The sequence below is a fragment of the Pedobacter arcticus A12 genome, assembly GCF_000302595.1.
Lineage (GTDB): Bacteria > Bacteroidota > Bacteroidia > Sphingobacteriales > Sphingobacteriaceae > Pseudopedobacter > Pseudopedobacter arcticus.
In genome coordinates this window covers 500,689-513,790 of sequence record NZ_JH947128.1, presented here as the reverse complement: position 1 = coordinate 513,790, position 13,102 = coordinate 500,689, and the positions used below count along the sequence as shown (strand labels likewise).

General features: G+C 40.1%; 9 protein-coding genes. 5 read left to right on the top strand and 4 right to left on the bottom strand.

Annotation, left to right across the window (positions count from 1 at the left end):
* Positions 1–52 precede the first annotated feature (52 nt).
* From B176_RS0118070 to B176_RS0118060, 3 genes are all read right to left on the bottom strand, one after another.
* A complete protein-coding gene (locus B176_RS0118070) occupies positions 53–820 on the bottom strand; it encodes an exodeoxyribonuclease III (protein WP_017260248.1) in 768 nt (255 codons plus the stop codon).
* Between the two features lie 45 nt (positions 821–865).
* Positions 866–1,570: a peptidylprolyl isomerase gene (locus B176_RS0118065; protein WP_017260247.1), complete on the bottom strand. Its 705-nt coding sequence runs from the start codon at positions 1,568–1,570 to the stop codon at positions 866–868.
* 80 nt (positions 1,571–1,650) lie between these two features.
* Positions 1,651–2,790, bottom strand: a complete 1,140-nt coding sequence (locus tag B176_RS0118060) for a putative sensor domain DACNV-containing protein (RefSeq protein ID WP_017260246.1) — start codon at positions 2,788–2,790, stop codon at positions 1,651–1,653.
* 434 nt (positions 2,791–3,224) lie between these two features.
* Between B176_RS0118060 and htpG the strand changes: the two genes are divergently transcribed.
* The 5 genes from htpG (at position 3,225) to B176_RS21090 (ending at position 11,353) form a co-directional block, all read left to right on the top strand.
* Positions 3,225–5,108: a molecular chaperone HtpG gene (htpG, locus tag B176_RS0118055; protein ID WP_026063440.1), complete on the top strand. Its 1,884-nt coding sequence runs from the start codon at positions 3,225–3,227 to the stop codon at positions 5,106–5,108.
* Positions 5,109–6,066: 958 nt separating this feature from the next.
* Positions 6,067–6,636, top strand: a complete 570-nt coding sequence (locus B176_RS0118045; RefSeq protein WP_017260243.1) for a transposase — start codon at positions 6,067–6,069, stop codon at positions 6,634–6,636.
* A 448-nt stretch (positions 6,637–7,084) separates the two neighbouring features.
* Positions 7,085–8,464 (top strand): DNA repair protein RadA, encoded by a 1,380-nt coding sequence (radA, locus tag B176_RS0118035; RefSeq protein ID WP_017260241.1) that lies wholly within the window; start codon positions 7,085–7,087, stop codon positions 8,462–8,464.
* Positions 8,465–9,571: 1,107 nt separating this feature from the next.
* Entirely contained in the window at positions 9,572–10,870 is a 1,299-nt protein-coding gene (locus tag B176_RS0118015) for a M28 family metallopeptidase (protein ID WP_017260237.1), read from the top strand.
* Positions 10,871–10,993: 123 nt separating this feature from the next.
* A complete protein-coding gene (locus B176_RS21090; RefSeq protein ID WP_026063439.1) occupies positions 10,994–11,353 on the top strand; it encodes a hypothetical protein in 360 nt (119 codons plus the stop codon).
* 20 nt (positions 11,354–11,373) lie between these two features.
* On the opposite strand, the gene B176_RS0118005 is transcribed toward B176_RS21090, so the two are convergent.
* Entirely contained in the window at positions 11,374–13,101 is a 1,728-nt protein-coding gene (locus B176_RS0118005) for a carbamoyltransferase family protein (protein WP_017260236.1), read from the bottom strand.
* Position 13,102 lies beyond the last annotated feature (1 nt).

Below are 13,102 nucleotides of genomic sequence, written 5' to 3'. Positions count from 1 at the left end.
TAAAAGTGATAAGTTGTAAGTATTAAGTCTAAAGTAGCAAGTATCATGCTTTCTAAAAAGTTAATTCTAGTAATATTGGGCAATGGTCCGAGTGTTTTGCTTCTGGTAAAATAGTGGCTCTTTTTAAATTCCCTAATAATTCAACGCTTGTCATGTGATAATCAATACGCCATCCTAAATTTTTTCCTCTTGCCCCAGCTCTATAACTCCACCAAGTGTAATGGTGCGGATCTGCGTTAAAATGCCTAAAGGTATCAACAAAACCTAAATGAATAAAACTATCCATCCAAGCTCTTTCTTCGGGTAAAAAACCTGATGAATTTGCATTTGATTTAGGGTTGTGGATGTCAATCGCTCTATGGCAAATGTTATAATCGCCAGAGATCACCAGCTTAGGGAAATCAACCTTTAGCTTTGCAATATAATCTGCAAAATCATCCAAAAATTTATATTTAAACACTTGGCGTAAATCACCGCTACTGCCCGATGGAAAGTAGGCGCTTATGACAGAGCATTCTTTAAAATCGGCCCTAATTACACGTCCTTCCCTATCGTAATCCTCAATCCCACAACCATATTCAACATGTTCTGGCTCTATTTTAGAAAAGATTGCTGTGCCGCTATAACCTTTTTTCTCTGCCGGAAACCAATAATGTTTATAGCCCAACGTTTCTAAAACCGCAATATCTGCAATTTGGTCTGGTGTAGCTTTAATTTCTTGTAAGCAAACTACATCGGCATCTGTAGCTTGTAACCAAGCAAAAAATTCTTTGTTGATGGCCGCTCTAATTCCGTTAACGTTATAGGATATAATTTTCATTTACTTGATTTTAATTCCACTCAAATTGCTTTCAGCTTTCTGTCTTCAGCTTTTTGCTTTCCCCGCTTTTAAATCCTTCAATAATTGTTTCAATTCTTTTTTCTCTACTATTGAAACACTCATTTTAATATCGGTTAATGGCCTGTCGTTTCTGTCAACTTTTACAGTGCAGATATTATCTACCATCTGCATTCCTTTTACAACTTCGCCAAAAACGGTGTACGAACCATCCAAAAATGCTGCACCGCCAACGTTTTTGTATACTTCTCTTTGTTCTGTAGTAAACTTTCTGCCTTCCAAACGGTTTTTCTCGATACCGTCCAGTTCTGCATCAGTATATTTTTTTCCTTGCACAATGTAAAACTGTGAGCCGCTCGAAGCTTTTTGTGGATTATTGTCTCTGGCCGCAGACAACACACCTCTTTTATGAAATAAATTGGGTGTAAATTCTGCCGGAATGGTATAGCCAATATCGCCGCCACCCAATTGATCGCCCTTTTTTGCGGTTTTGGAAGTTGGGTCGCCTCCCTGAATCATAAACTCTTGGATAACACGATGAAATAAAGTGCTGTCGAGCGTTCCTGCTCTTGCTAGTTTTATAAAGTTATCATGATGTTTTGGTGTTTCGTTGTACAGTTTGATGTATAGCGTACCATAATTGGTTTCTATTTTTATATAAGTTTCTTTCGGTTTCGCCGCAAAGGTAGAAACGGTAAAAAACATCAGTAAAATAAAGAATAGATTTTTCATGCAGTATTAATTTGTTGCAAGATATTTATTTTTTTGGATAGCTAAGTAGTCCGCAGTCCACCGACGGATGACTCTTTAAATTACATCAACAAGGTATCAATACGGTAAGCTTGTACCATCTCCATAGAAGGCGACCAGTTGAAAACGGTAAAATGACCGTCTTGGGAAGCCACCATTGCCAAAGCATCATGCTGATCATACACGAACTGAGCTGCTGCAAAATGTCGTGTGCCCCCAATCTCTCCAATGAATTTGACAATAGGTTCGGTATCCATGAGCGGTTCTAGAAAAAGTATTTTTTCTACGGTTGTGGTATCATTACTCCTAACTATTTTTGCGCCAAAAGTGTGTAAATGATGGTCTCTACCAATAACGGTTGCGCCATCAACAGCAGTTAAGCCGGCTATGTTTTCTACTTCGTTACGTAATTCGGTTTGCCAAAATGGTTTTGCATGTTCTTGTTGGTCCTCACTTAGCAAGGTAGCCAATGAGCCAAATGTTGGGTATATCGGGTATTGTAGAGGATGTACAATAGAACGTTTCCATAAACTCGATTGCGGAGGGACAACAAGCAACAACCCTCCGTGTTGATGGGCCCGCATAGAAACTGCCAGCTGAATTAAAACATTTACACCATCGTTGTAAGAGCAGGGCGCATCGATGTTTAAAAGCGCTGTTATAAACGAAGGACATTCTGTAAAATGACCATAATCTTTATTTATCAGTTTTATCTCATCTCCTTTTAATACGGCTACGTTAGTGTATTTTCCAAAACCTTGTAAACGGCGGTGCTTTACCACAATTAATCCTGGTTCAGAAACATCTAATACAAAACAATAGTTTGGGATTTGTAGCGTAGTACCCCAAATATACAGTAGCCCATTTTCTTCCCAAACGCCTAGGTGTATCCCGGCTCTTTCAACGCCAGGTGCAAGTTTAGTTAACACAGCAACGCTTAAGGGTAGTTTTGCGCCAAATAACAATGGTTGCTCGGCCTGTTCTGGTGATAAAAAAGCAATGGAGATTTTGGGCGAATTACCTTCTTCCTTTCGTAAACTTGCCCAGAATGCAGCGTTAATAATCTCTTCGATAACCTGATGGTTGGGCGCTTTGGCAAGTTCTAACTCTCCTTTTGATAGGGCATTATTGATGAGATTTTTGAAATGTGCTTCGATTATTGGCGAAGCTGATTTTGCTGCTTGGTATGTAGTAATGCCCATTTTCAAAAATAAATTATCTGCGCTTAAAAGAGGCTGTTTTTAATTTAATTTACGTTGGAACAACAAAATAATTGTGTGAGGTTTACAGGTAACGGTGAAAAATAGAGCTCAGTCCAGGCAGGGTCTGTTGCAAACGACCCTGCGCTTTTCTTCACAATAGTTATGGCAGCCATTTTTAGAAGAAGAAGATATCGCATTAACGATAGGAGTGATATCCTTTTTTTGTCATTCGACTCCGCTTGGAGTGACGATACTCAGGGTGACAAAAAAAGATTAAACGGATAGCGTGTTAAAATGCCCAAAACATAGCCACCTGGTTGAAGGGTTTAAATATTTTGGGAACATCTGCCAGTTTGACACCAAAAATTTGTTTGGAACATGCATTGATAAGCTCAGTATGTAAATATAAAATCAAAATACACAGACATAATATCATGAAGGAAAAAGGAACAATTTCAATTCACACGGAGAATATTTTCCCCATCATCAAAAAGTTTTTATACTCTGATAACGAGATATTTTTAAGAGAATTAGTTTCTAACGCAGCAGATGCTACCCAAAAAATAAAAAGACTATCGGGTTTAGGTCAGTACAACGGCGAACTTGGCGAATTACAGGTTGACGTTGCTTTTGATAAGGACAAAAAAACCATCACCATTTCTGATAATGGTTTGGGAATGACCGCCGAAGAGATTAAAAAATATATCAACCAAATTGCGTTTTCTGGTGCTACAGAATTTGTAGAGAAGTTTAAAGATGCAAAAGACGCTAACGAAATCATCGGTAAATTTGGTTTAGGTTTTTACTCTGCATTTATGGTTTCTGACCATGTAGAAATTCAAACACTATCTTACCAAGACGGTGCAGAGCCAGCGGCTTGGATTTGTGATGGCAGTACCGAGTTTGAAATTAAAGAAGGAACTAGAACCACTAGAGGAACTGATATCATTTTACATGTTAACAGCGAGTCGGAAGAGTTTTTAGACCAACAAAAATTACAAACGATCTTAGATAAGTATTTCAAGTTTTTAACCGTAAAATTAGTTTTCGGCACTACTACTGACAGTGTTGAGGATGGTGAAGATGCGGATGGTAAAAAGCAATACAAATCTGTTGACGTACCAAATGTAATTAACGGCGCAAAAGCAATTTGGACACAATCTCCATCCGAATTAACAGACGAAGATTATCTGCAATTCTATAAAGAGCTTTATCCATACCAAGAAGATCCATTATTCTGGATTCATTTAAATGTAGATTATCCTTTCAATTTAACCGGAGTTTTATACTTCCCTAAATTGAAAAACGATGTAGAAATCCAAAGGAATAAAATCAAATTATTCAGTCGCCAAGTATTTATTACCGATGAGGTAAAAGATATTGTTCCTGAGTTTTTGATGTTGTTACATGGTGTGATCGACTCACCAGATATTCCGTTGAACGTTTCTCGTAGTTTCTTGCAAGCTGATGGAAATGTGAAGAAAATCAACAGCTACATCACTAAAAAAGTTGCTGAAAAATTAGGCGAACTGTTTAAAAAAGACAGAGCGGCTTACGAAGCAAAATGGAGTGATATCGGACTGTTTGTGAAATACGGAATGATTAGCGAAGAGAAATTTTACGATAAAGCCAAAGATTTTGCTTTGTTTACCAACACCGAAAAGAAAAACTTTACCATGGATGAGTACCGTGATAAAGTAAAAGATATCCAAACTGATAAAGACGGAAACCTAGTTTATTTATATACTGTTGATCCAGCGAAACAAGATGGGTTTATCCAATCGGCAACCAAAAAAGGTTATGATGTTTTATTGATGGATACCCAAATTGATAGCCATTTTGTAAGTCAGATGGAGCAGAAATTAGACAAAACACAATTGAAACGTGTTGATTCTAACACTGCCGATAAACTGATCGACAAAGGTGAGAAGATGGAGCATGTGTTGAGCGAGGACCAAACCAAACAGGTAAAAGAAATCTTTGAGAAAGCCATCAACAAACCTGCTTACCAGGTAGAAGTTGAAGCTTTAAGTCCGGATGAACTGCCTGTAACTGTTACTATGGACGAGTTTATGCGCCGTATGAAAGACATGGCTGCAATGGGCGGTGGAATGAGTTTCTATGGGAATATGCCAGATAGCTACAAAGTTGCCATTAACGGAAACCATAAAATTGTGAACAAAATTTTGGCTAGCACTGATGAAGCTGAACAGTCTGCATTGGCTAAACAAGCTTTTGATTTGGCTTTGCTTTCTCAAGGTTTGTTAACCGGCGCTGAGCTGACTGCTTTTGTAAATAGAAGTGTTTCGCTTATTTAAGATTTGAGGTAAAAGGTTTAGGGTGTAAGGCGCTAAACTGAATGGTTTGAAGTTTTTTAACCACATAGGTACATAGGTTTTTTAGCTCTTACCCTGCTATCTGATTAATTTTGAAGTCCCTCTTGGAGTTTTTCTCTGAGAGGGATTTTTGTTTTTTGTCCCAGCAGGGTCTCTGGCAGAGGATTCTGCGTCTTCTCCGGTACGCCCAAAATCCATATATTTCCCGTCCCAGCAGGGTCTCTCACAGAGGACCCTGCGTTACTGAGATTTCGATTTTTATGGGCAATTTTTGAATTATAGCTCAAATAGAAACGTCAGTAAAAATAGTCGCGATGCCACTAGGTCTGCAACTTAAGAACGCAGAGTCCCGAAAAGGAGACTCTGCTTGGACACTACGAAAGAAATGGCTCGATCCAGAATCATCAGAGTTGGGTATGAACTCTCACCGTCCAAGCGGGGTCTCTCACAGAGGACCCTGCGTTACTGAGATTTCGATTTTTATGGGCAATTTTTGAATTATAGCTCAAATAGAAACGTCAGTAAAAATAGTCGCGATGCCACTAGGTCTGCAACTTAAGAACGCAGAGTCCGAAAAGGAGACTCTGCTTGGACACTACGAAAGAAATGGCTCGATCCAGAATCATCAGAGTTGGGTATGAACTCTCACCGTCCCAGCAAGGTCTCTCGGAGGACCCTGCGTTACTGAGATTTCGATTTTTATGAGCAATTTTTGGATTATAGCTTAAATAAAAACGTCAAGAAAAATAGTCGCGATGCCACTAGGTCTGCAACTTAAGAACGCAGAGTCCCGAAAAGGAGACTCTGCTTGGACACTACGAAAGAAATGGCTCGATCCAGAATCATCAGAGTTGGGTATGAACTCTCACCGTCCAAGCAGGGTCTCTCGCAGAGGACCCTGCGCCTTTTCCGATAAACCCAAAAATTCATATATTTAAATATGTCGATTAAAACCATTCACGATACCGCTGATAAAACTTGGTTCATCACGTTTACTTGCTTCAGCTGGGTTCCACTGTTTCAAATTACCAATTCGTACGATTTAGTTTACAACTGGCTTAGCCTAATCAAAGAAAAGTATTCCATCGATACCTCTGCATTTGTGATTATGCCAAATCATGTTCATGCAATTATTCATTTAAACACATCGAGCAACTTAAACAAAGTAATCTCTAATGGTAAACGATTTATGGCTTATGAAATGGTAAAACGTTTGAAAGTACAAAACAGAGAAGATGTCCTTACGAAACTAAGTGATGCCTGTTCGGTAGACGATAAAAAGAACGGTCAATTACACAGGGTATTTGAACCATCGTTTGATGCCAAATCTGTTTTAACGGATAAATTTTTACAGCAGAAATTAGAATATATCCACCATAACCCTACCTCTGGAAAATGGAGCTTAGCGGAGACATTTATTGATTATGAACATAGTAGCGCAGGTTTCTACGAAAGAAATCTACCTCATAGCAATGTATCATTGAAACATTATTTAGATTTGGAAGGATGATTTTGTGAAACGCAGGGTCCTCTGTGAGAGACCCCGCTTGGACGGGTTAGCAGAAATTAAAATATATCCACCATAACCCTACCTCTGGAAAATGGAACTTAGCAGAAATATTTATTGACTAGGAATGCAGTAACCGTGGGTTAAACGCAGGGTCCTCTACGAGAGACCCCGCTTGGACGGGATGGTTTTCCGTCATGCCGAGGTAGGAGACCTCTCACAAACAAAGTGAAACTGCCCTCTATTTGTGTGATTTATTTTCAATGTGCAAATGTTTTTCACCTCCTTCGAAATGCTTAATAATAGCATTGGAGAAATCCTGTTTAATGGAGACCTTATTCTGCTTTAGAAGCGCAACCAAAATCTCCAAGAGCATTAAAAACCCGTTCCTTCAAAATGTCAGAAAACAAAATAAACCCTATCTTTAACCAACATCAAAATCTCCAAAAAATTGGCTAAAATAAAAACTGCATACTTCTGTCAGAGCTGTGGGTTCGAATCGGCAAAATGGCTAGGTAAATGCCCTTCTTGTCAGCAATGGAACACATTTGTAGAAGAAGTTATAGATAAAGGTCCTAAAAATGCACCCGATTGGAAAACCAGTACACCAACAACATCGCGGGTAAACAAGCCGGCCAAAGTACAGGAGATTGCCTATACCGAAGATCATCGTTTGGTTACGCCCGATAAGGAATTAAACCGTGTGTTGGGTGGAGGGATTGTTGGCGGCTCTTTGGTACTTATTGGTGGAGAACCCGGTATTGGAAAATCGACTTTGATGTTGCAGGTGGCCTTAACGATACCAAAGCTCAAGATTTTATATGTTTCCGGTGAGGAAAGTGAGCAACAGATTAAATTGCGGGCCGAGCGGATTTTGCCCAACCCCGTTTCAGATTGTTATATCCTTACAGAAACCTCTACACAAAATATTTTTAAGCAGATTGAGATTTTAGAGCCAAGTTTGGTCATCATTGATTCTATCCAAACGCTACATTCGGCACATATAGAATCTACACCGGGTAGTGTTTCGCAGGTTAAAGAATGTACGGCCGAACTGCTGCGGTTCGCTAAGGAAACTAATACTCCAGTTTTTTTAATCGGTCACATCACCAAAGACGGGATGATTGCAGGTCCTAAGATTTTGGAACACATGGTTGACACTGTTTTACAGTTCGAGGGGGATAGGCATCACGTTTATCGTATTTTACGGGCAATCAAAAACAGATTCGGTGCTGCATCAGAACTGGGGATTTATGAAATGCAGGGAAGTGGTTTAAGGGAAGTTTCCAATCCGTCAGAAATATTATTGTCGCAAAGGGAAGAACCGCTAAGCGGAGTAACCATTTCTGCAACTATGGAAGGTATGCGCCCCATGCTGATAGAAACCCAGGCGCTAGTAAGTACATCGCCCTACGGAACACCGCAACGTTCTGCAACAGGTTTCGATACCAAACGGATGAATATGCTTTTGGCTGTATTGGAGAAACGCTGTGGTTTTAGACTAGGTGCAAAAGATGTGTTTTTGAACATTGCAGGTGGCATGAGGGTAGAAGATCCAAGTATTGATTTAGGGTTGGCAGCAGCAATTATCTCTTCTCATGAGGATATGCCAGTGCCTTATAAAGTTTGCTTTGCTGCAGAAATCGGACTTTCGGGAGAAATTAGAGCGGTTACCCGAATAGAGCAAAGAATTGCAGAGGCAGAAAAACTAGGGTTCGAACAGATTTTTATATCTCGCTACAATAAAAAAGGTCTGGATTTATCTAAGTATAAAATTGAAATTAAGACTGTAGCGAAGATAGAAGAGGTGTTTAGCTTGCTGTTTGGGTAAGGGATTTTTATTAACCGTGAAGGTCACAGAGGTTTTTAGCAAAAAGATTACGGAATTTTCAGATGAAAGAGAATTAATTGTTCCGCTTGCTAAGTCGTTAGTCGTCTTGAGGAGAATAAGAGCGCCCACAAAATAAGTTTAAGCTACTTCCATCCCTAACCGATAAATTCCACCTTGGCGGTTGCGGTAGCGTTGCAGAAATAAAACTGCTACCATTGTAGCAACTGGCGCAGTGGCGGCTCTTTGTTACTTTCCAGCTGAAGGGAAAGTAATAGCCCTTCCGCCGGCAATGAGGCGGGACGATTTTAACATTAAGAAAAAACGTTCGTTCAAAAAGAAAAGCCCATTTCACCACCTTTCCGTCCTTCTTGAGCACGACAAGCTCAAGTTCTTTTTTGCTAAAAAGAACCAAAAAGCTTCGGCTTCTGAATTTTTGTTCATTACACCGCAATAAATCTTTTAAGCGCAATCCAAGCCGCGGGAACGGTGGTGCTTTCACGAAGTCTGTGCACCACTTTTGCGGATTGCTGACGGTTGTCAGTTTACAAAGGGAGTGCAAAAGATTTATCGGGTTCCAATCCAAACATTCAGAGGCCCAATCTGCAATACTGTTCTACTAAAGGACGCCCACAAAATAAGTTTAAAGCACTCCCGCTCCTAACCGATAAATTCCACCTTGGCGGTTGCGGTAGCGTTGCAGAAATAAAACTGCTACCATTGTAGCAACTGGCGCAGTGGCGGCTCTTTGTTACTTTCCTGCTATTGGGAATTGCGAAGCACTCTTGAATGCCATCAGTATAATAAGAAAGAATGAAAAAAGTAATAGCCCTTCCGCCGGCAATGAGGCGGGAAGATTTTGATATTGAGCATAAGATTTGAAAGCAGTAAACAATCTGAAAACAAGGGTCGTCTGAGCAGACCTGCTTGGTCGTAAGAGCCCTTCGCTCCCTTCGACTCCCTCTTCGACTCCGCTCAGAGTGACAATTCTCAGGATGACATGACATGCCTTGTATTGACTGTAAATTTGAATGCCAATCATTATAAAACACTCAAAAACCATTGTTTCACATCAACCTTTTAATAACTTTATAAACACAATTTCTCAAAATGAAAAAAATAATCCCAGCTTACATCCTCTTCATTTTATTACTTTCTCAATCCTGTAGCGCTCAAAAATCAGAGCACCCCAATATTTCAGAAAAAGAAGTCGCAAGAGTGTTAAAGACGCTTTCCGCGGATGATATGCGTGGGCGAAATGCTTTAAAACCTGATGAAATAGGTAAGGCAGCGGATTTTATTTCCGATGAGTTTAAAAAAGCAGGCTTGGCTTACTTTAATGATGGCGATAGTTACCGACAATCTTTCGCGTTAAGCAACGTGGTGACTGTAGGTGGAAGCCTTAAGATTAATGGAGCAGAAGTTAGTGCGGACCATTATTTGGTTTCTTCAGATCAGGAAAAAGTAACACTTAAAAATGTTCCTAAACTATTTAAAATTAGTAAGGGGGATGATTTTTTTGCGAAATACAGCGAAGTGGCTGAGCTCAAAGAAAGTGTATTGGTGCAGGTAGATGAGAGTTTTAAGCCGTCATTTAAGCGTCCTCAAAATTATTTAAGTCGCGGAAATATGTCTATCGGTAAAACAGAAATTCCGACTGTTATTTACGTACTGAGTAATACAACTATCAATACTCTGGAACTCAATTTTGCTAACCATGTTTCAACTGTTTCCATGTTCAATATCGTGGGTGTATTGCCAGGCAAATCTAAACCGAATGAATACGTGGTTTTCAGCGGACATTATGACCATTTAGGAATTATTAAAGCGGTAGGGCAGGATTCTATTGCAAACGGTGCAGACGATGATGCCAGTGGTACCACTGCCGTAATTGAGTTGGCAAAATACTTTGCTCAGAAGAACGATAATGAACGTACCCTGATTTTCGTAGCTTTTACCGCCGAGGAGATTGGAGGTTATGGCTCACAATATTTTTCCAAACAGTTAAATCCGACTGAAGTAGTGGCCATGTTCAACATTGAGATGATTGGAAAGGAATCTAAATTCGGAAGAAATAATGCTTACATCACAGGTTATGAACATTCTGATTTTGGGAAAATCTTACAAAAAAACTTAGTGGGAACAGACTTTAAATTTTACCCAGATCCTTATCCAAAGCAAAATCTTTTCTACCGCTCAGATAACGCGACTTTGGCAAGATTAGGTGTCCCAGCGCATACCATTTCCTCCGTCCAAATTGAAACGGATAAACTTTACCATTCGGTAAAAGATGAGTTTGAAAGTTTAAATGTGGGCAATATTACGGAGGTAATTAAGGCGATCGCCATCAGCTCCAAATCTATCGTGAATGGAGAAGATACGCCAAGTAGGGTTGTTGGGATAAAGTAGTGACCCGCCTTCCGCCGTCATTGTGATGAGCGAAGCGCTCGGTGGTGTATTGGGGCGATTAACAATCTGTTGTTTATTGCTTCTTGCTTGATTACTGGTTATCCTTCTTTTGGAAGTTGTTCTATGAATTGTACGCTTCCCGCTCGTCGCCGCGGGGCTCAATACTTTTTTCTTAGCCAAAAAAGTATTCAAAAAGGCAAGGTAAAACAATCCTTCATCCCACAAGGCCAGACTCCCGGCTCGGCGTTTTACCGGCCCAACGCTCCTTATCGCGTGGCTCTGCGTAATGGTGTTTCTTGCCCTGTTACCTCCATTAACATCACTGCCTCTCCTTCACCCGTCATTGTGATGAGCGAAGGGTTAGGTTGTGCAAGGGGCGAAGCGACAATCTCTTGGTTAATGGCTTTCTACAAAGTTCATCGAACGCCTAACTTTTTTAAACCAAATGGATTACTAACTATTCAATCCTTCAACAGGCACTAATGAACCAATCACTAATTCAACTAAACCCTACTCACTACAATATCACCCATCACCAGCATATCCATTTTAGTACGCAGGTAGCAAGCCAAAGCTTCTTCGGGTGTATTTACGATAGGCTCATTTTCGTTAAAAGAAGTGTTTAACAAAATAGGAACCCCAGTTTTTTGTCTGAAAGCCTCGATTAAACCATAGTATTTTGGTTCAACGGCTTTATCTACCGTTTGTAAACGTCCAGTGCCATCTGCATGGGTGACTGCTGGAATAGCGGCGTGTTTCTCTTTTTTGATCGGGAATACCTTTTCCATAAATGGCACATCGTCCACCATCTCAAAGTATTCGGAGACATATTCTTTTAAAATCGAAGGTGCAAAGGGCCTAAAAGACTCGCGACGCTTAATTTTTGCATTTAATATCTCTTTTGCATCGATTCTACGTGGATCGGCAATAATGGAGCGATGACCTAAAGCTCTGGGACCAAACTCGGCTCGGCCTTGAAACCAGCCAACCACGCCCGAATTAATCAAACAATCACTTACGTGGTTAAAAAGTGCTTCGCCTTCTAGTTTTTTATATTCGATATTTTGCTTCTCTAACACCTCAATAATTTCTTCGTTAGAAAACTGACTTCCCAAATAACCATGGTTGGTGATCGGTAACCTCGGTTTATCTAAAACTTGGTTGTAGATCCAAAGTGCTGCACCCAAACAGGTTCCGGCATCATGCCCCGCAGGTGGAATGTATAATTTCTCAAAAGTGGTATTTGCTAAAATCTTACCATTGGCAACCGAGTTTTGTGCTACGCCACCAGCGATACAGATATTTTTTAAACCTGTTTTCTTTTGGAGGTGATTGAGGATGTGAAAAATCAGCTCCTCGGTGATGCGCTGAACAGACGCTGCTAAATCTTTATGGTACTGCGAAAGCGGCTCATCTTTATCGCGGAGTGGACCAAATTTATCAACCAGATGTTGGGTATAAAGACTGTCCATGTTTGGTACGCCACCTTCCCAAACCATTTGTACTCCTTTTTTGGGGTGATTAAAATAGTCGAGGTTTAGCTCAAACAATCCGTTATCCTTAAAAATAAGGACGTCCCTCAACTGCTCAACGTATTTTGCTTCACCGTAAGGAGCCAAACCCATGATTTTGTACTCATCACCATAATGCGGAAATCCCAAATACTGCGTAAAAGTGGTGTAGAAAACACCAGCAGAATGTGGGTAGGAAACGGTATCTAGGACGGTGATTTTATTAACTTTTCCTGTGGCGATCATGGTTGAAGAATAATCCCCAAAACCATCAATAGAAAGAATGGCAGCTTCTTCAAAATCAGATGCAAAAAATGCACTAGCTAAATGACTTCTGTGGTGTTCCACATTAATGATCTGAGCTTTAAGATCTGATTTGTTAATTTTAAAATGATTAAGAATTTCCTCTTCAATACTGGCAGCTTTTTTTAGGTTTTTTGCCCGATTGAGCATGTTGCTGAGACTCAACCTATTTTTTAAAGCGGTAAAAACTTTCTTTCCTAAGTTAGCTTTTGGGTCTCTGGAAATCCCGATATAATCCACATCGCTGATGCTTATTCCTGCTTCCTTCAAACAAAATTCGATTGCAATGGTAGGGAAGCCCGCCCAATGTTTAATTCTCCGAAAACGTTCTTCTTCAGCAGCGGCAATCAGTTGGTCGTTATGGTAAATGCAAGCTGAAGCATCAGCGTGATAAGCGTTAATTCCTAGGATGTACATT

Excerpts from the sequence above, each read along its gene's own strand:
- B176_RS0118070 (WP_017260248.1), bottom strand. The coding sequence starts at position 820 with ATGAAAATTATATCCTATAACGTTAACGGAATTAGAGCGGCCATCAAC.
- B176_RS0118015 (WP_017260237.1), top strand. The coding sequence starts at position 9,572 with ATGAAAAAAATAATCCCAGCTTACATCCTCTTCATTTTATTACTTTCT.
- B176_RS0118065 (WP_017260247.1), bottom strand. The coding sequence starts at position 1,570 with ATGAAAAATCTATTCTTTATTTTACTGATGTTTTTTACCGTTTCTACC.
- B176_RS0118045 (WP_017260243.1), top strand. The coding sequence starts at position 6,067 with ATGTCGATTAAAACCATTCACGATACCGCTGATAAAACTTGGTTCATC.
- htpG (WP_026063440.1), top strand. The coding sequence starts at position 3,225 with ATGAAGGAAAAAGGAACAATTTCAATTCACACGGAGAATATTTTCCCC.
- B176_RS0118060 (WP_017260246.1), bottom strand. The coding sequence starts at position 2,790 with ATGGGCATTACTACATACCAAGCAGCAAAATCAGCTTCGCCAATAATC.
- B176_RS21090 (WP_026063439.1), top strand. The coding sequence starts at position 10,994 with ATGAATTGTACGCTTCCCGCTCGTCGCCGCGGGGCTCAATACTTTTTT.
- B176_RS0118005 (WP_017260236.1), bottom strand. The coding sequence starts at position 13,101 with ATGTACATCCTAGGAATTAACGCTTATCACGCTGATGCTTCAGCTTGC.